This window comes from Sphingobium sp. UBA5915 (assembly GCF_002431195.1).
Lineage (GTDB): Bacteria > Pseudomonadota > Alphaproteobacteria > Sphingomonadales > Sphingomonadaceae > Sphingobium > Sphingobium soli.
The window spans coordinates 185,470-203,353 of the sequence record NZ_DJDV01000075.1 but is presented as its reverse complement, the minus strand read 5'-3'; the positions used below and the strand labels follow the sequence as shown (position 1 = coordinate 203,353).

The 17,884-nt window shown below is 64.2% G+C and carries 18 protein-coding genes; 13 read left to right on the top strand and 5 right to left on the bottom strand.

Features of this window, described 5'->3' with window-relative positions; translation table 11 throughout:
* The 4 genes from B2V90_RS13130 to B2V90_RS13115 all read left to right on the top strand — a co-directional run.
* Nucleotides 1-216: VIT1/CCC1 transporter family protein (locus B2V90_RS13130; RefSeq protein WP_293921614.1), on the top strand; the 216-nt coding region annotated here is incomplete at its 5' end.
* 42 nt (nucleotides 217-258) lie between these two features.
* Nucleotides 259-804 carry a glutathione peroxidase gene (locus B2V90_RS13125; protein ID WP_009822563.1) on the top strand — a complete coding sequence of 182 codons (546 nt, stop codon included), beginning with the start codon at nucleotides 259-261 and terminating at the stop codon, nucleotides 802-804.
* Nucleotides 801-2,111 carry a M20/M25/M40 family metallo-hydrolase gene (locus B2V90_RS13120; protein WP_228220644.1) on the top strand — a complete coding sequence of 437 codons (1,311 nt, stop codon included), beginning with the start codon at nucleotides 801-803 and terminating at the stop codon, nucleotides 2,109-2,111. Before B2V90_RS13125 ends, B2V90_RS13120 begins: the two co-directional genes overlap by 4 nt.
* A 99-nt stretch (nucleotides 2,112-2,210) precedes the next feature.
* Nucleotides 2,211-2,855, top strand: coding sequence for a trimeric intracellular cation channel family protein (locus B2V90_RS13115; RefSeq protein ID WP_228220645.1), 645 nt, complete (start codon nucleotides 2,211-2,213; stop codon nucleotides 2,853-2,855).
* 12 nt (nucleotides 2,856-2,867) lie between these two features.
* Here the strand turns inward: B2V90_RS13115 and B2V90_RS13110 are convergent, their stop codons facing one another.
* Entirely contained in the window at nucleotides 2,868-4,265 is a 1,398-nt protein-coding gene (locus B2V90_RS13110; protein ID WP_228220646.1) for a helix-turn-helix domain-containing protein, read from the bottom strand.
* Nucleotides 4,266-4,403: 138 nt separating this feature from the next.
* On the opposite strand from B2V90_RS13110, the gene B2V90_RS13105 reads away from it, so the two are divergent.
* Both B2V90_RS13105 and B2V90_RS13100 read left to right on the top strand, forming a co-directional pair.
* Entirely contained in the window at nucleotides 4,404-5,996 is a 1,593-nt protein-coding gene (locus tag B2V90_RS13105; protein WP_228220647.1) for an isocitrate lyase, read from the top strand.
* A gap of 813 nt (nucleotides 5,997-6,809) precedes the next feature.
* Nucleotides 6,810-7,037 (top strand): hypothetical protein, encoded by a 228-nt coding sequence (locus B2V90_RS13100; RefSeq protein ID WP_293921609.1) that lies wholly within the window; start codon nucleotides 6,810-6,812, stop codon nucleotides 7,035-7,037.
* Between the two features lie 567 nt (nucleotides 7,038-7,604).
* Here B2V90_RS13100 and ung read toward each other — a convergent pair.
* The gene (gene ung, locus B2V90_RS13095; protein WP_228220649.1) at nucleotides 7,605-8,315 is read right to left on the bottom strand and encodes a uracil-DNA glycosylase; all 711 of its coding nucleotides are present in this window, start codon (nucleotides 8,313-8,315) and stop codon (nucleotides 7,605-7,607) included.
* Between the two features lie 93 nt (nucleotides 8,316-8,408).
* Here ung and bla point away from each other — a divergent pair, with 93 nt between their 5' ends.
* From bla to B2V90_RS13080, 3 genes are read left to right on the top strand one after another with little or no spacing between them, the layout of a single operon-like run.
* Nucleotides 8,409-9,527 (top strand): class A beta-lactamase, encoded by a 1,119-nt coding sequence (bla, locus tag B2V90_RS13090; RefSeq protein ID WP_228220650.1) that lies wholly within the window; start codon nucleotides 8,409-8,411, stop codon nucleotides 9,525-9,527.
* A gap of 53 nt (nucleotides 9,528-9,580) precedes the next feature.
* Nucleotides 9,581-9,937 carry a DUF962 domain-containing protein gene (locus B2V90_RS13085; protein ID WP_228220651.1) on the top strand — a complete coding sequence of 119 codons (357 nt, stop codon included), beginning with the start codon at nucleotides 9,581-9,583 and terminating at the stop codon, nucleotides 9,935-9,937.
* Nucleotides 9,938-9,980: 43 nt separating this feature from the next.
* The gene (locus tag B2V90_RS13080; protein WP_228220652.1) at nucleotides 9,981-11,048 is read left to right on the top strand and encodes a GNAT family N-acetyltransferase; all 1,068 of its coding nucleotides are present in this window, start codon (nucleotides 9,981-9,983) and stop codon (nucleotides 11,046-11,048) included.
* Here B2V90_RS13080 and B2V90_RS13075 read toward each other — a convergent pair.
* Both B2V90_RS13075 and B2V90_RS13070 read right to left on the bottom strand, forming a co-directional pair.
* On the bottom strand, nucleotides 11,026-11,880 hold the full coding sequence (locus B2V90_RS13075; RefSeq protein ID WP_228220653.1) for a cupin-like domain-containing protein: 855 nt from the start codon (nucleotides 11,878-11,880) through the stop codon (nucleotides 11,026-11,028). The genes B2V90_RS13080 and B2V90_RS13075 overlap by 23 nt on opposite strands.
* Nucleotides 11,877-13,007, bottom strand: coding sequence for a GNAT family N-acetyltransferase (locus tag B2V90_RS13070; RefSeq protein WP_228220866.1), 1,131 nt, complete (start codon nucleotides 13,005-13,007; stop codon nucleotides 11,877-11,879). The genes B2V90_RS13075 and B2V90_RS13070 overlap by 4 nt, the downstream gene beginning before the upstream one ends.
* A 133-nt stretch (nucleotides 13,008-13,140) precedes the next feature.
* On the opposite strand from B2V90_RS13070, the gene B2V90_RS13065 reads away from it, so the two are divergent.
* From B2V90_RS13065 to B2V90_RS13050, 4 genes are all read left to right on the top strand, one after another.
* Nucleotides 13,141-14,142: an NAD-dependent epimerase/dehydratase family protein gene (locus tag B2V90_RS13065; RefSeq protein WP_228220654.1), complete on the top strand. Its 1,002-nt coding sequence runs from the start codon at nucleotides 13,141-13,143 to the stop codon at nucleotides 14,140-14,142.
* A gap of 224 nt (nucleotides 14,143-14,366) precedes the next feature.
* Nucleotides 14,367-15,443: a KpsF/GutQ family sugar-phosphate isomerase gene (locus B2V90_RS13060; protein WP_009822550.1), complete on the top strand. Its 1,077-nt coding sequence runs from the start codon at nucleotides 14,367-14,369 to the stop codon at nucleotides 15,441-15,443.
* Nucleotides 15,440-16,249, top strand: coding sequence for a 3-deoxy-manno-octulosonate cytidylyltransferase (locus tag B2V90_RS13055; protein ID WP_228220867.1), 810 nt, complete (start codon nucleotides 15,440-15,442; stop codon nucleotides 16,247-16,249). Before B2V90_RS13060 ends, B2V90_RS13055 begins: the two co-directional genes overlap by 4 nt.
* A gap of 5 nt (nucleotides 16,250-16,254) precedes the next feature.
* On the top strand, nucleotides 16,255-16,845 hold the full coding sequence (locus B2V90_RS13050) for a histidine phosphatase family protein (protein ID WP_228220656.1): 591 nt from the start codon (nucleotides 16,255-16,257) through the stop codon (nucleotides 16,843-16,845).
* On the opposite strand, the gene B2V90_RS13045 is transcribed toward B2V90_RS13050, so the two are convergent.
* Nucleotides 16,842-17,837, bottom strand: coding sequence for a S66 peptidase family protein (locus tag B2V90_RS13045; protein WP_228220868.1), 996 nt, complete (start codon nucleotides 17,835-17,837; stop codon nucleotides 16,842-16,844). The genes B2V90_RS13050 and B2V90_RS13045 overlap by 4 nt on opposite strands.
* Nucleotides 17,838-17,884 lie beyond the last annotated feature (47 nt).

The following is a 17,884-nucleotide window of genomic DNA, read 5'->3' as shown; positions in this document are numbered from 1 at the left end:
ACCCCGCCGGTGGTCGCCGCCGCCCTGACGCCCGCCGCCACCGCGATTCCCGCCATCGTCGCCATCTGCCTCGCTTGCCTGGCGCTGCTCGGCTTCGTCGGCGCGCGGCTGGGCGGGGCCAGTCCGCCGCGCTCGGTGCTGCGTACGCTTCTGTGGGGCGCGCTCGCCATGGCGGTCACCGCGGGTGCGGGGCATCTGTTCGGCGCGGCCATTTGATGCCAAGGTCGCGCCCATCGCGATTTTTCAGGGAGACACGACATGGCCGATATCCAGCAAATTCCGCTCAAGACCATCAAGGGCGATGACGCCAGCCTCGCCGACTATGCGGGCAAGGTGGTGCTGGTCGTCAACGTCGCCTCCAAATGCGGCCTCACCCCGCAATATGAGGGGCTGGAGAAACTCTATCGCGATTACAAGGACAAGGGGCTGGTCGTCACCGGCTTCCCGGCCAATGATTTCGGCGCCCAGGAACCGGGCAGCAATGACGAGATCGTGACCTTCTGCACCACCAATTTCGGCGTCGATTTTCCGATGTTCGAAAAGATCGTCGTCACCGGCCCGGACAAGCACCCACTCTATGCCGCGCTCACCAGCGCGCAGCCGGCCGCCCAGGGGGAAGGGGACGCGTTTCGTGAAAAGCTGGTCGGCTATGGCATCACGCCCGGCGACGCGCCTGAGGTCCTCTGGAATTTCGAGAAATTCCTGATCGCAAAGGATGGCAGCGTCGCCGCGCGCTTCGCGCCGACCACCAATCCCGATGATCCCGCCCTGGTCGCCGCGATCGAGGCGGAACTGGCGAAATGATTCGCACGCTCGTCTGCGCCGCCTTGCTGCTGGGCGGCGCGCCGATCGCCCATGCCGCGCTCAGCCCCGCCGAACGCAGGATGGGGGAGAGTGTCGAAGCGGGCTATGAGCCGACCGTCGCCTTGCTCGAAAAGCTGGTGAACCAGAATAGCGGATCGATGAACATGGCGGGCGTGAAGGCCGTGGCCGACATGCTCCGCCCGCAATTTGAAGCGCTGGGCTTCACCGTCGCATGGAAGCCCATGGATGCGGCCAAGCGCGCCGGGCACTTCATCGCCACGCACAAGGGGCGGCCGGGCACGACGAAAATGCTGTTGATCGGCCATCTCGACACCGTGTTCGAACCCGATTCGCCGTTTCAGCGCTTCACGCGCGATGGCGATTTCGCCACTGGCCCCGGCGCGGCCGACAATAAGGGCGGGGTCGCCACCATGCTGCTCGCGCTCCAGGCGATGCAAGCCGCAGGGACGCTCAAAAACGCGAATATAGAGGTGGTGCTCACCGGCGACGAGGAGGATTCGGGCGAACCTCTCTCGGTCGCCCGCGCCGACCTCATCGCGGCGGGCAAGCGCGCCGATGTCGCGCTCGATTTCGAAGGCCTCTCGCAGGAGGATGGCAAGGATATGGGCGCCATCGCCCGCCGCTCATCGAATAGCTGGACGCTGACCGCCACCGGCAAATCGGGGCATAGCTCGGGCATCTTCTCGGCCAAAGCGGGCGACGGCGCGATCTACGAACTCGCCCGCATCATCACCCGCTTTCGCCAGGATTTGCCCGAACCCAATCTGACCTTCAATGTCGGCCTGATCGGCGGCGGCCAGAGCGCGGAGGTCGACAAGGACGGGGTGCGCATCGCCGTCACCGGCAAGACTAACATCATCCCGCCCATCGCCGTCGCCAAGGGGGATTTCCGCACCTTGAGCGAAGAGCAGACGAAACGCGTGCAGGCCAGGATGCAGCAGATTGTCGGGCAGGATCATCTGCCCGGGACGTCGGCCACCATCGCCTTTGACCTTGGCTATCCCTCCATGGCGCCGACGCCGGGCAACCGCGCGCTGCTCGACCGGCTGAACCTCGTCAATCGCGACCTTGGCCTCGCCGACATGCCCGCGCTCGATCCGCTGAAACGCGGCGCGGGCGATATCGCCTTCGTCGCGCAGGATGTGGACGGGCTTGTCGGCCTTGGCCCTGCCTCGACCGGCGATCACAGCCCGGCCGAACGCGTCGACCTTGCCAGCATGAAACGCCAGGCCAAGCGCGCCGCCATCCTGATGAGCCGGCTCGCCAGCGAAAAGGGCGGACGATAGACGCCATCCCGTTCGGGCTGATCGAGGTCGAAGCCCTGCCTCTCTTTGAAACTGGCACCAGCCAAGCCATCAGCCCGAACGAACATAGTTGAAAGCGCCATGCTCCCGCCAACCCCCTCGCTCGCCACGTCCATCGGCCCGGTGCTCGAAACGCTCAGCATCGTCGGCACCTTCGTCTTCGGCGCGTCCGGCGCGTTGGCCGCCGCGCGGCTGCAACAGACGCTCGTCACCTTCGCCTTCTTCGCACTGGTGACGGGGGTAGGGGGCGGCACTGTGCGCGACCTGCTGATCGGTGCGCCCGTCTTCTGGGTCGTGGACGCGGTGCCGGCCATGGCCTGCATGAGCGCGGCCGTCATCGTCTGGTTCACGCCGCGCCGCTGGTGGAGCGACCGCGCGCTTGACTGGCTTGACGCCATCGGCCTCGCCGCCTTTGCCGTGTTCGGCGCGGCCAAGGCGTTGAGCTTCGGCGTTCCACCCTTCGTCGCGGGCATGATGGGCGTCGTCACTGGCTGCGTCGGCGGCATCATGCGCGACCTGCTGGCGGGCGAGCCGTCTATCCTGCTGCGTCCCGAACTCTACGTCACCGCCGCCGCTTTCGCTTCGGGCCTGTTCGTGGCCTTGCGCTGGATCGGCCTCGACGTGCCGGTCGCCGGCCTCATCGCCGCGACGCTGGGCTTCGCCCTGCGCGCCATGGCGATCGCCCGCGGCCTCGGCCTCCCCCTCTACCGCCAGCCAGCCGACTGAGCGCGTAGAACCTCACCCCTCACCAAACCCAAATGGCGCGCGGGTGCGGCGATAATCGTCAGGCATCATCTCGCGCCCAATCGGCGGGGCGGATCGCGCCATGCATTGGGTGCGGTGGCACAGGCGGCAGGTGACGCCGATCGGCGTGGGATCGCTGCTTCCCATGTCCCGCACATAAACCAGCCGATGCGCATGCTCGGCCGCGCAGGCCAGCGCGATCGCACGTTCGGCCTTGGGCGCACCCCAGCCGCCCCCGCCCGCCGTGACCGTCCGTGCGATCGAAAAGAAGCGCTGCCCGTCGGGCAGTTCCAGCCATTGGGTGATCACCTCGCGCGGCCGCTCGAAGGCGCGATGGACCGACCAGAGCGGGCAGGACCCACCATGCCGCGCGAAGGGGAACCCCGCCCCGTCCAGCCTTTTGCTGACATTGCCCGCTGGATCGACCCGCAGGAAGAAGAAGGGCACGCGCTCCTGCCCCGGCTTCTGCAATGTCGTGAGCCGATGCGCGGTCTGCTCGAAACTGGTGCCGAACTGGCGGCCGAGCGCCTCGACATCATAGGCGCGCGCCTCCGCCGCCTTGGCGAAAGCGCCATAGGGCATCAATATTGCCGCCGCGCCGTAGCTCGCCAGCGCCCGCCGCGCCAGCCGCCGCCCGCTGTCCCCGCTGAACTGGCCGTCCTTCAACAATGCGTCGAAACTCTTGCGCATCTCCAGATAGGCGATCTGCAAGGCCAGCTGGAACTGCGCGCTCGCCCCGTCCAGCGCATCGTCCAGCAGCACCGCGTCGCGATGCCGGTCCAGCCGCCGGACCGATCCCGCCATCACGTCCGACGGCAGCCGCCGCACGCGCAAACCATGCCGGGCCTTCAGCCAGGCCGCCAGACCGCCTTCCGCCTCCGCCTCGCTCGCCAGCCGCTCGGCGGCATCGTCCAGCAGCGGGAAGCTGTTGCGCCGCGCCGCCAGAAACCGGCGCGATTCCGCCACCGGGTCGGGCGCCTCGGCCGCATCCGCCCGCCCCACGCTGCGGTCGGCCAGCGCCAGATGCTCCTCGCGATAGGCGGTGTAGAGCCGCAGCAGGGCCTCGGTAACGCCGGGATAATTGACCGCCACATCCTCGCTGGCGAGCGGCGGCAGGTCGATGTCCGCGAACATCGGGTCTTTCAGCACCGCGCCCAGCCGCGCCGTCTGTTCCGCGCCACCGTCGCCCGCCACTTCCGCCATGTCCAGCTTGTAGGTGCGCGCCAGCCGCAGCAGCATGTCGGCGGTCAATGGCCGCTGGTTGCGCTCCAGCAACGCGACATAGGATGCGCTGATCTCCAGATCCGCCGCCATGTCCGCCTGGGTCAGCCCCAGTTCACGGCGCAACCGCCGCAATCTTGGCCCCATATAGACGGGCCTGTCCTTCGCCATAAGGCCTCCTCATAACAGACCTTACAACTTTACATCGAAAATCTGTAAAGATCGACAACTGAACGCCATGCCCCATCCCTTACCCTCGCGCACCTGTCTAAGTCGTCGTCCATATCGTTCAGACAGAGGGATGCGGACATGACCTATCAAAGCGAGATTGCGAAAGCGGACGGCCTGATCAGCGACCAGGCGGGGTGGGATGGCATCGCCCCCGAATCCGTCGCGCGCATGCGACTGCAAAACCGGTTCAACACCGGGCTCGACATCGCCCGCTACACGGCAGGGATCATGCGGCGCGACATGGCCGCCTATGATGCGGACCCGGCCGCCTACACCCAGTCGCTGGGCTGCTGGCACGGCTTCATCGGCCAACAGAAGATGATCTCCATCAAGAAGCATTTCGGCAGCACCAAGGGCCGCTACCTCTACCTGTCGGGCTGGATGGTCGCCGCGCTGCGGTCCGAATTCGGCCCGCTGCCCGACCAGTCCATGCACGAAAAAACCAGCGTCCCCGCGCTGATCGAGGAACTCTACACCTTCCTCAAGCAAGCCGATGCGCGCGAGCTGGGCATGATGTTCCGCGATCTCGACGCCGCGCGCGAAGCTGGCGATGAAGTCCGCGCGGCCAAGATCAGCCATGACATCGACGCCTATGAAACCCACGTCGTCCCCATCATCGCCGATATTGACGCGGGTTTCGGCAATGCAGAGGCGACCTATCTGCTGGCGAAGAAATTCATCGAAGCGGGCGCCTGCTGCATCCAGATCGAAAATCAGGTTTCGGACGAAAAGCAGTGCGGGCATCAGGACGGCAAGGTCACCGTTCCGCATGAAGATTTCCTCGCGAAGATTCGCGCAGTCCGCTACGCCTTCCTGGAACTGGGCGTCGATGACGGCGTCATCGTCGCGCGCACCGACAGTCTGGGCGCAGGCCTCACCAAGCAGATCGCCTATGTCCGCGAAGCCGGCGACATTGCGGATCAGTATAACAGCTTCCTCGACTGCGAACCGGTCGATGCCTCCACCATCGGCCATGGTGACGTGCTCATCACCCGCGACGGCCAGCTGCTGCGGCCCAAGCGCCTGCCCAGCAACCTCTACCAGTTCCGCCCCGGCACGGGCGAGGACCGCTGCGTGCTCGACTGCATCACTGCCCTGCAAAATGGCGCGGACCTGCTGTGGATCGAAACCGAAAAGCCGCATATCGGCCAGATTGGCGGCATGGTCAGCCGCATAAGGGAGGTCATCCCCAACGCCAAGCTGGTCTACAACAACTCGCCCAGCTTCAACTGGACGCTCAACTTCCGCCAGCAGGTCTATGATGCCTGGGAGCAGGATGGGCGCGACGTGGGCGCCTATGATCGCGCGCGCCTGATGAGCATCGACTATGACGACACGGACCTTGGCCGCGAAGCGGACGAGCGTATTCGCACCTTTCAGCGGGATGCCGCGCGCGAAGCGGGCATCTTCCATCACCTCATCACCCTGCCAACCTATCACACAGCCGCGCTCAGCACCGATAATCTGGCCCGGCGTTATTTCGGGGAGGAAGGCATGCTGGGCTATGTCAAGCAGGTCCAGCGCGAGGAAATCCGGCAGGGCATCGCCTGCGTCAAGCACCAGAATATGGCCGGCTCCGACATTGGCGACGATCACAAGGATTATTTCGCCGGCGAAGCGGCGCTCAAGGCGGGCGGCGCGCACAATACGATGAACCAGTTCGCGGCCTGATCCATCCCCGGCGCGGACAAGCCGCGCCGGCGTCCACCGTTTCGCCCTGTCTGTTCCCGATGGCATGGCGGGACGGTGGATGCGCCGATCGACAGGCCCCCCGCATTCGCGGCCGCTGGCCCGCGACAACAGCCATCGCGCGGAGACACATATACTCCCTCCGCGCGCGTGGGTGGAAGCACTGGACGGCCCGGCCACCATGCCGGGCCGTTTTTTTCAGCCATCCGATACCGCCACCATCACGGCTTCCGCCCCCGGAAGGGAAGATGGCCGGCCAAAGGCCGATGGAGGCTTTTCCCCCGTCGCCAGTGGAACGTCCCTTGCCCGCCACGCTTCATCTTTGTGCGAATGCCGCAGTCTAATGCGTTACCTGATCGGAGTGAACGTGACGTTCGCGTTTCGACCATTTTTTGCCATTCAATTGCTCTAAGCAGCGCCGCGATTGCAGACATTGGATGTGTTGCTATTATACGCCGATGGACAAACCCCGCTTCCGGCGCTGGCTCGGATATAACTACTTACCTCTCAATCCATCGGCGTGGTTGACGATTGCCTGCCTTCTTTTGATTGAGGCTCCCCTGATGGCGCTGTCATTTCACTTCGTCCCTGAAACTCTGGAATGGTGGGGCATTGCGATATTATCATTCTGTATTTTCTTATCAGGTTTGACATTCATACATTGGCATTCGGAATGAAGGGGGTGGTCTGTAGGCGACCAACGTCCAACCTAGCTGAGTTGGTTCGCTGATCTCGATAGCTGACATTTCTGCCGCGCTCTGTTGTCAGTGCACGGCCTACCTGCGATGATAGGCTATGAGAGACGAACCCTCGCCCCATGCCCTAATGTTACGGGATACCGTGATCGACCTTCAGCAGCGTCTGGTGGATATCACCGGGAATACCGAATTCGACGACGGCTATCGAATGGGCCTTGGCTTGGCGATCGAGACGTTGCGGAACCAATGCTACGCGTTCGATCTGCGCGAGGACTTGGGCTGGATGGAGCCTGACGTGACCAAGTGGCTTCGTCCAAAGGGCTAGGCGTGCCTGCTCTTCTCACCTGACCACCCGAAAGGCGACAGTCCGCAATCCACCCTTTCCGTCATTTCCACCACCTTAAGAACGGCGGCAGGACAAAGCGAAAACCTATCTGCGAACGTTAGCGCAAATGCGGCGCAGGAGAGGCGGCTATCCGCCCTCGCGAGGACGATGATAAGGAACGGGCGCTGTTACCTGCCACATTCTCGCTTCCCGCGCACTGGTCACGTCGCCGCGCCGATAAAAAGCCTTCCAATATAGGATTTCGTCTGATCTATCCTTTGCGGTGAACCGACGCGTCTCATCCCGTCATCCCCGCGCAGGCGGGGATCCATCTCCGGCTCGCGCCTTCGATAGGGAAGTCGCGGCCATCCCCGGCATCAGCACCAATCCGCCCGATATCGGCCAATCGCACAGGCCCTCGGCGCTTTTAGCCCTGTCGCTTGGGTGTCGCTTCGTGGTCGCTTCGCAGGCGCGTAGTGGTCGCTTCGGGCCGAAAAAGCCCCACGACATTGTGAACTTCGCTCCTGTCGCCCTGCCGGTTCGCCGTTCGCTCCCGCCGGCCCGGCGTCACAGTAATCGGGGCATGTCCGTTTCTATTGGCGGCAGCGCCCAGTCGATTCCGCCACGCCCCTGCGCCTCCAGAAAGGCGTTGGCCTGCGAAAAGGGCCGCGATCCCAGAAAGCCTCCGTGCGCCGACAAAGGGGAAGGGTGGGCGGACCGGATCACCAGATGGCGCGCTTCGTCGATCGCGCCAGCCTTGCGCTGCGCATGGGCGCCCCACAGCAGGAACACGCTCGGAACCACCCGCTCCGCCACCTGCGCCACGATCGCGTCGGTCAGCTTTTCCCAGCCCTTGCCCTGGTGCGACGCGGCCTTGCCCATCTCCACCGTCAGCACGCTGTTGAGCAGGAGTACGCCCTGCCGCGCCCAATGGTCCAGATGCCCGTGACCGGCCGGTGCGATCCCCAGGTCCGCGTGCAACTCCTTGTAGATGTTGCGCAGCGACGGCGGCGTGCGCACGCCCGGCTGCACGGAAAAGGACAATCCATGCGCCTGTCCCTCGCCATGATAGGGGTCCTGGCCCAATATCACGACCTTGACGGCCTCCGGCGGGGTAAGGGTAAGGGCGCGAAAGATATCGTCCTGCGCTGGAAAGACGCGCTTTCCCGCCGCCATTTCGCCATCCACAAATTGCGCGATTGCGGTCAGGTCGGTGTCGTCGATCCGGCCGGACAGGGCGGTGGCCCAGGCGCCGGGCAGCAGGAGAGGGGTGCTCATGTCGTGGGGTGATGGTCGGCCAATTGCGGCGCGTCAACCGCTGGAGGCTGTGCAGGGGCTTGCCATGCGCGCCGGCTTGCGCAAGGACAGGGCATGCCCTCCGCCTCCCGCTTTTCGCTCTCCGGCCTCACCGCCGTCCGCGCGCAGGTTTCGCGCGCCCATCTTGCCCGCTGCGGCGCAGCGCTCGCCGGCCTTGGCCTCTTCTTCGCGCCTTTGCCCAGCGCCGACGCTTTTGGCCCGCCGCCGCGCCCGCTGGTCGAACAGTCGGCGCAGGCCAAGCTGCTGGGTGAATTCGAACGCTTCGCCACCCTGTCGGACGGCACGGTCGGCATTGCCGTACGCGATCTTCAGACCGGTGAGACGCAGGCGATCAACGGCGACACGCTCTTTCCCATGGCCAGCGCCTACAAGGTGGCGGTCGCCGGCCGCATCTTCGCGCTGATCGACGCGGGCGATGTGCGGCTGGACGATCAACTGGCGCTGGACCCCGCGCTGGCGAGCGAGGGCGGTATCGCGTGGATGTTTTCCCGCCCCGGCGCGTCACTGTCGGTCCAGCGGCTGCTCGAACTGATGCTGCAAAAAAGCGACAACAACGCCACCGACGTGCTTGTCGCGCGCGCCGGCGGGCCGGCCGCGATCACGCATTTCGTCAAGGGGCTTGGCGTCGACGGGTTGCGTGTCGACAGCGATACCGCGCATCTTCTCTATCGCGCCATGGGCATCCATCCACTGTCGGGCCGTTTCCGCCAGAATGCCGACGCCGCCCGCCGCGCCGATCCCATGCTTGTCACCCGCGACCTGCGCGACCTTCCCAATCTCGCTTTCGCGACGGAAATTGAGGATACCTCCACCCCGCGGGCGATGCTCGACCTGCTCACCGCCTATGAATCGGGCAAGGCGCTGTCGGCCGACAGCACCCAGCGGCTCTTCACCATCATGGCGCATTGCGAAACCGGCAAGGGGCGGATCATCGGCATGCTGCCGCCCGGCACCGCCGTCGCGCACAAGACCGGCTCGCTCAACGGCACCGGCAATGATGTCGGCGTCGTGCGCCTACCCGATGGCCGCCGCTTCGCCGTCGTCGCCTTCGTCATGAAGGACAGCAAGGGGCACAAGTCGCGCGACCGCATCATCGCCGAAGCCGCGCGCGCGGCCTATGACTATTTTCTCTATGCCCCGGAAAGGGCGTACGGACCGGCGCAAAAGACTTAATCGCGCGCGCCCCCGCGCGTTACAGGGGAACGGATAAAATTCGGGGGAGAGTGATGCGTCATTTTCGCGATTTCTGGCCCTATTATCTTCAGGAGCATGCGCGTCCGGGCACGCGCGCGCTCCATTATGCGGGCACCAGCCTGGTCGTCGCCATGGTGGCCAGCGCGCCGCTCATCGGGGGCTGGTGGCTGGCGCTGGCATTGCCGGTTGCGGGCTATGGCTTTGCCTGGGCAGGCCATGGCCTCGTCGAACGCAACCGCCCTGCGACCTTTCGCTATCCGCTCTGGTCGCTACGCGCCGATTTCCTGATGTGGGTGCGCTTCCTTACCGGCCATATGCGTGGCGACCTTGCCCGCGCGGGCGTGCGCAGCGACGGCACCGTCGATCCCGCCCGCCGCATCACGGCCTGATCGGCCGCTTGACCCAGGGGCGCGCTCTGCCACAAGGAGCGCCATGTCCTATCAAGCGAGTTTTTCCCGGCCCGACCGGGCTGCGCTGGCCCGGCGCTGGCAGGCGCTGGAGGCGCGCTCGGACGCATCCTTCTTCCTGCGCTGGACCTGGATCGGCGCCTGGCTCGACAGCTACAGGGTTGAACCTGAACTGCTGGCCGTGGTCGATGATGAGGGCAGGGACGTTGCGCTGGCGCTGGTGGGCCATGCCATGCAGCCGCGTCTGTTGGGACCGGTCGCGACGCTCAGCCTCAACCAGTCCGGCAATCCTGCCGCTGACCGGCCCTATATCGAATATAACGGCCTGCTGACCGACCGGGATTTCGCCCCCGAAGCCACCATTGCCGCCATCGCCGCGCTCGCTTCCCGCCGGGACTGGCGGGCGCTGCGCCTCAGCGGCATGGAACCGGGCAGCCCGCTGCTCGATCTCCCCGCCCGCCGCCACATGTGCCGCGACGTCTCGCCGGTCTATCAGGTTGACCTTGACGCCGTCCGCGCCGCAAACGGCGATTATCTCTCGCTGCTCAGCGCCAACAGCCGCGGCCAGATCCGCCGCGCGCTCAAAGATCGCGGCGGCATCCTGCCCCAGGTCACGCGCGCCACGCCGGATGACATCGCTCCCTGGATTGCCGACATGGCGCAGCTTAACCAGGGCCGCCATGCCGACAATGCCTGGGACGATCCCGCTTTCCAGGTCTTCGTCGAGACGCTGACGGCGCGGGGCCTTGCCGGCGGGGAGGTGGAACTGCTGCGCCTTACCGACGGTCCGGACCTTGTCGGCCTGCTTGTGACCTTCGTCCACGCCGGCGTCGCGATGAACTACCAGTCCGCCTTCGCTCCGCCGCGCGGGGCTAAGGACAAGCCCGGCCTGCTCTGCCACGCCGCAGCGGTCGATCATTATGCCGCGCGCGCGCTGTCCCGTTATTCTTTCCTCGCCGGCAAGGATCGCTACAAGCAGAGCCTCGCCACCTGCGAGGAACGGCTGGAATGGTGGATGGTCGAGCGTTTCTCGCCCCGACTGGAACTCGAAGCGCTGCTGCGCCGTCTGCTCAGGCGCCCAGCTTCCGCATGATGCGATAGACCAGCCGGCGCATGCCCTGCCGCTCGGGCCGTTCGCTAACCGCGCCAATGGGCAATCCCCGCTTGCGCAGCAGCGCATTGAAACTGTGCAATTCGCCCTCTGCCACCGACCGGTCCGACCGCCAGGTCACCGACAGGCTGACAGATACCGCCGGGCCATTTTCCACGAAATGCGGCGCCTTTACCGGCACATGCACGGCTTCGCCCGGCGCCAGCGGAAAGGCCTTGCCCCGTGTTTGAAACCCATCTTGCCATTCCAGGTTGCGATGACCGCCGCCGTGGAAATCCTCGCTCTTCTGTGCTGGGACCAACTCTTCGTCCCGCGCCGGAAAGACCGTCATCGTCTTGGTGCCCATGATCTGAAGCAGGATATTATGCTCCGGGTCCATATGGAACGGCGTGACGCTGCCCGGTGAACTCAAAAAGATGAAGGCTTCCCGGTGCAGCATCGGCCCGGTCCGTGCCGTCACGACCGGCTCCAGCTCCGCCAGCGCCGCGTCAAGCAGCGCGCCATAGGCGGGGTCGCGCTCAACATTCTTGAGCACCGCCCAGCTGCCATTGGTTTCGATCGTTCGGATCGTTTCGCCCAGCGTCAGCCCGTTTGTCGGCGTGTCTTCCGGCCGGACGCCCAGCGGAAGCTTCCCCAGATTATATTCGACCGATGCGGCCGGCATCCGCTCCGCCAGTGCTGCCAATGCGTCCAGCGTCAGCAAGCTGTGGCCGACCAGCCCATGGCTCAGCTTCGCGGGCCTATCGGGATAGGCGGCGGCAAAAGCCCTGCGCGCAGATTCGGCGAATATGGCGGCGGTGTCCACGATGGTCATGCCCGTCCTTTCAACTTTCTGGCGATCGCCTCGCTTGCATTGGCGATCGCAAATGCCGCGCTTCGCTGCAGCCGTCTGGTGCCCGCCCCGCGCAGCGCGATCCGATATTGGACGATCGTCCGCCGCTCCGCCCAGAGGCTGTCGATCATGGGATGACCGGGGGTCGCGCAGCTGTCCATCCAGGCGATGTCCGGATCGCCTTGCACCGCGTGCAGATTGGCGATTTCGATCAGCACACCCGGCGAAAAGCGGCCCAATTCCTCGTCGATTGCAATCTTGAAGGAAAAGGCGCCCTCGCCATGGCGGAAATTGACCAGCATCGCGATCGGCCGGCCATTGAGGTCGAGCCGCAGCATATGCAGCCGGCCCGCTTGAAACGCGCTGGCGCAAGCCGCACGGAAAAAGGCGCTGTCGGCGTGCGAACAGGCGAGCGCCGTCCCTTGCTTGCCTTTCCACCCCGCCGCTTCGAGCGCGAGGAAGGATTCGACCCATTCGGAAAGTTGCGACGCCTCCGTCAGCAAACGTTGGGCGACCGCGCCAAGATCCCCCAGCCTCTTTTGAAGACGGCGCAATTCCTTGCGCTTCTTGGCTCGCACATGGGTTTCCCAATAGCTGTCCGCCCCAAGGTCGGAATGCAGCATGGCTCGGTCATAGCGATGCACTTCGCGCCAGTCCCGATGCTGTTCCGTACAAATCGCTGCGATGGCCGCGGCATTGGCCCCCGCAGCGTCGATCCCCTGAAGATGCAGAAATCCCGGCGCCCATGGGGCGTCATCCAATTGTGCCAGAAAGGCCCGCCATGCGGCTTGTTCCGCGCCCCGCCGGATGAGCGCTGCGCCCATGAAGCAATGGTCATGCATCCAGTTGCCGACGCACGCGACCGGCAGTCGTCCGTGGCGCGCATGGGTCACGACCGGCAACAGGCCGATCAGGTTTCCATTTGCTTCCGCTTCGATCAACTGCACCCGACCGTTGCCGTCGAGATGACTAAGCGCCGTCGTCAGCATATCCGGCGCATAGAAGGCATTGGGCTCGGCCGCATCCAATGCCAGCGCCGCCCACCGCGCGCGCTGCGCCGAGCATTGTCCGTTGGCATCGGGACCGCTGGGATGGAAAGCCATGGGCATGATGGTGCGATAGCGGCGAATCATTAGGGAATGGCTAAACCCGATCTTCTATGGGCAGGGGCGGCGCGGCGCTGTAAAGCAGCCTGCAGGGCAAAAACGGGGGGTCGTAGATGCCCTTGGCGGAGAAAATGGCATGACGATATTGGTCACTGGCGCAGCGGGGTTCATCGGCATGCATGTTGCGGACCGGCTGATGGGGCAGGGCCATGCCGTGGTCGGCATCGACAATCTCAACGACTATTATCCGGTCGCCTTGAAGCAGGCGCGATTGAACCTTCTGCGCGAACGCCATGGCAAGCTTTTCACCTTTCACGAACTGGATTTTGCCGACATGGCGGCGGTTCAGGCGGCGCTGGCCGACCAGGTGATCGAGGCGATCGTTCATCTCGGCGCTCAGGCGGGAGTTCGCTACTCGCTGGTCAATCCCCATGCCTATGTTCGGTCCAATCTGTCAGGGCATGTCAACATGCTGGAGCTGGCGCGCGAACGCCATGTCCGTCACCTCGTCTACGCATCCTCTTCCTCCGTCTATGGCGGCAATGAAAGCTTGCCGTTTAGGGTGGAGGACAGGGTGGATCATCCGGTATCTCTCTACGCCGCGACCAAGCGGGCGGACGAGTTGATGAGCGAAACCTACGCTCATCTGTTTCGCATTCCGATGACCGGGCTGCGCTTTTTCACGGTCTATGGGCCTTGGGGCCGGCCGGATATGGCGATGTGGATATTCACGTCCAGGATATTGGCGGGTGAGCCGATCCCGGTGTTCAACCATGGCAGAATGCAGCGCGATTTCACCTATATCGACGATATCGTAGACGGCGTCATAGGCTGTCTCGATCATCCCCCCACAGATGATGGCGCGTTGAAGGCGGGCGGCAGCCGGGCGCCGCACCGGCTGTACAATATCGGCAACAACCGGCCTGAGGAACTGATGCACCTGATCGCTGTGCTGGAAGATGCGATTGGCATGAAAGCACAGGTCGACTTCCAACCGATGCAGCCGGGTGACGTTCATGCCACATTTGCCGACATCAGCGCCATCGTCCAGGATATCGGCTTCTTTCCCAGCACCGCGATCGAAACTGGCGTGCCCCGATTCGTGAACTGGTATCGGCGTTACAATGATCTAGATTAAGTGCACGCAAGGATCCTGAAAAGGTTGCGCTGTTCGTCGCTATTTATCTTCGTCTTGTCTCACCAATCATTTTGATACCGATATTTTTCTTTCCTCTAATCTCTTCGCAGCTGCAAAATAGATTGCCATAAGTCGCTGAAACGGCGTAGACAGTCGTGTCATGCCGATAGCTGATCGGCAAAAGGGTCGCGGAACGAGGAAAGATCACTGACCGAAATCGGCGGATGATCGGCGTCTTTGTGCCGGCGGGACAGGGCTCGCGGCATCGGGCGAAACTAAAGGGCGAGCGCGTGTCGACATTAGCATCCAAGATTGTGCCATTTGGCTCGGGTAGCCGTATCGTGGATACTGCTTGCCGAACCCTGTCCATCGCCGCCGGTGGTTTGCAGGCGCTCGAAGCGCAGTTCAGCGACCGGGAATTTGCCGCCACCTTCCTGCGCATGGTTGGCATGCTTATGAAGGTGCGGGGCCGTGTCATCGTGACGGGGATTGGCAAGAGCGGTATTGTTGCGCGGAAGATGACGGCGACGCTGACATCGACCGGAACGCCTGCCATCTTCCTGCACCCGGCGGACGCTGGCCATGGCGATCTGGGCATGGTCACGCCGGACGATGTCGTGCTGATGCTCTCGCATTCCGGTGAATCGACCGAGCTCGGTCCGATCATTCAATATTGCAAGCGGTTCGCGGTGCCTCTGATGGGCATGACGGCCCAGCCGCAAAGCACCGTCGCTCAGGCTGCCGACGTTTGCATATTGATGCCGGATGTCCAGGAAGCTTGCCCGAATGCGCTTGCGCCCACAACTTCGACCACGGTCCAGATGGCCTTCGGCGACGCGCTGGCGGTGTCTTTAATGGAAATGCGCGGCTTTTCCGCCGATGATTTCCACAAGTTCCACCCCAATGGCCGGTTGGGCGCGCAGTTGCTCAAGGTCCGGGAACTCATGGCAAGCGACGATCAGGTTCCCATGGTGCGGGAGGACGCATCGTTGCTCGACGCAACGATTGAAATGACGCGCGCCCGGCTGGGCGGCACGGCGGTGGTTGATCGTAATGGTCGTCTGATCGGCGCGTTCACGGACGGCGATCTGCGGCGTACCGTGACCGGCAAGCAGAATCTGACGGAACCGGTCGGCCGTTTCATGACGGTCACGCCGCAAGCGGTCGGACCCGATGAATTGGCGTCCGAGGCGCTGCATATGATGCATGAGCGCAATATCATGCTGTTGTTCGTGTGCGAAAATGGCCGGCTGACCGGGGCGCTGCACATGCATGATCTGCTGCACGCAGGGGTCGCCTGAACCATCTTGTCGTCATTCCTGCGCGTGCCGGGTCCACCCGGTTACCGCGCAAGCCGCTGCGGCTGATCGCAGGGCGGACCCTGTTGCATCGCACGATCGCGATGGCGCGCGCGGCGATCTCGGACAGGGATGACGTGGCTCTTGTCGTCGCGACCGACGATGAGGATATTGCGGCCCATGCCCGCGAGGCGGGATGTCCGGCGGTAATGACCGACAGCGCACTTGCAACCGGTTCGGGCCGCGCATTGGCCGCGGCTCTGTCGTTCGCCGAGGGGCCGCGCTTCGTCGTCAATCTTCAGGGCGATTCGCCTTTCCAACCCGAAGGCGCTCTTGGTGCCGTACTGGCCGCGTTGGAAAGCGGGGCGGAAGTTGCGACTCCGGTGATTGCGCTGGATTGGGAGTCGCTTGATGCCTTGCGGGAGCACAAGCTGCTATCGCCATTCAGCGGCACGACCTGTGTCAGAGCGCCCAACGGGCGGGCTCTTTGGTTTTCCAAGGCAATTCTGCCCGCAATCCGCGATGAAGACCGTTTGCGTGCTACCGATGGGCTTTCCCCCGTTTGGCGGCATGTGGGGCTGTACGGCTATCAACTGGAAGCGCTGCGGCGGTTTGAGGCCTGCGCGCCCACGATGCTGGAGCGCCTGGAAGGGCTGGAGCAACTGCGCCTAATCGAACTGGGTATCGAGATCATGACTGTTGCCGTCGATGCGCCGCGTTTCGACAGTTCAGGCATCGATACCGAAGCCGACATCAGCAAGGTTGAGCGCCTGATCGCTGAACATGGCGACCCGACGCCGGCGCTTTGACATCTGTGCGCCGCATCTTTGTCATCCGCCATGGCAATACATTCGCCAGCAACGAAGCGCCCCGGCGGATAGGCTCTGCCACTGATATTCCGCTGGTCGACAGCGGCCATGCCCAGGCAGCCGCACTTGGACGCTGGTTCGCGGGAACCGACGTTCGCCTTTTGCTGTCGAGCCCGCTCCTGCGTGCGCGCCAGACCGCAGCGCCAATCGCAGTCGCGACCGGCCACGAACTGGACGGAACACGAGAATGGCTGGGCGAAATCGACCACGGCCCGGATGAGGGCAAGACTGAGGATGCCGTCGTCGCGCGCATCGGCGCCGCGGCCCTCGCGCGGTGGGAGGACGAGGCCATCGCACCAGACGGCTGGCGAGTAGACGCACCCGCCCGGATCGCGGCGTGGCGCGCTTTTTTCGCCGATGCGGGGGAAGGGGCGGATCTGCTGATCACCAGCAATGGGGCCGCCCGCTTTGCGCTGATTGCGCTTGGCCTTCCCCCCGCAAAACTGCGCACCGGCGCGTTCGGTGAATTCGCTGTCGATGCCGATGGCTCGGTGCGATGCGCGCGCTGGAACGTGCGCCCGCACGCTGGCGGCTAACTGACCGCTGGCTCCAGCAGCCGGATCGTGCCCGTCATCGCGTCCATTTCCGCCTGTATGCCTAGCGGCAGGCTATATTGATTGGCGACATGGCCGAATTGCCCGCCCTGGAAAGCAGGGATGCCCAAGGGCGCAAGATGCTGTTGCAGCACTTCCGACACGGTGAAGCCGCCATAGCTCGGACCTGCCGCCCCGCAATCGGTGCACTGGCCAAATGCGACGCCAGCCAACTTGTCCAGAATTCCGCCAAGTTTAAGCTGTGTCAGCATCCGATCGATCCGATATGGCGCTTCGCCGATATCCTCGATGAAGAGGATAGCGCCCGCAAAATCGGGCAGCCAGGGCGTGCCCATCAATGCAGCCAGGACGGTCAGATTGCCGCCCAGCAGCCGCCCGCGCGCTACGCCCGTGCCAAAGGTGCGAACGCGGCCGATCCGTTGCGCCAGCCGGTCTTCATGCCCCTGTGGATTGGTCAGCGTCGGCGTGCCCGCGTCGAACGCGACCGCCCGGAACGCATCCCAGCTATACTGGCCCCAGCTGCTCGATGCATTAGGGCCGTGGATCGTCGTGAAGCCGGCCTTGGCGGCAAAGGCCAGATGCAAGGCGGTAATGTCGGAAAAGCCTATCAGCAGCTTGGGGTTGCTTCGAATCTTCCTCCAGTCGAGCAATGGCAGGATACGCGCGCACCCCCAGCCTCCGCGCACGGCAAATATCGCGCTGATCGCAGGGTCGGCGAACATCACGTTCACGTCGGACGCTCGGTCCGCATCCTTTCCGGCCAGATAGCCGTAGCGATCAATGAGATGTGGCGCGCGCTTGGGCTTCAGGCCCATGGCCCTGATCGTGTCTTCGACGAGATCGAGGTCGAATGCGTCGTCTGTAAAACCGGCGGGTTCGATCAGGCCTACCGTGTCGCCTTCCCGCAGCCGGCGTGGCTTGATCGGGCCTGGAGCGGTCGCCGCCATGGCGGAGGGGGTATGTGCGGCAAGCATCAGGCTTCCCGCGCCGGTGACCAGAGCGCGGCGGCTAATCTCGATCG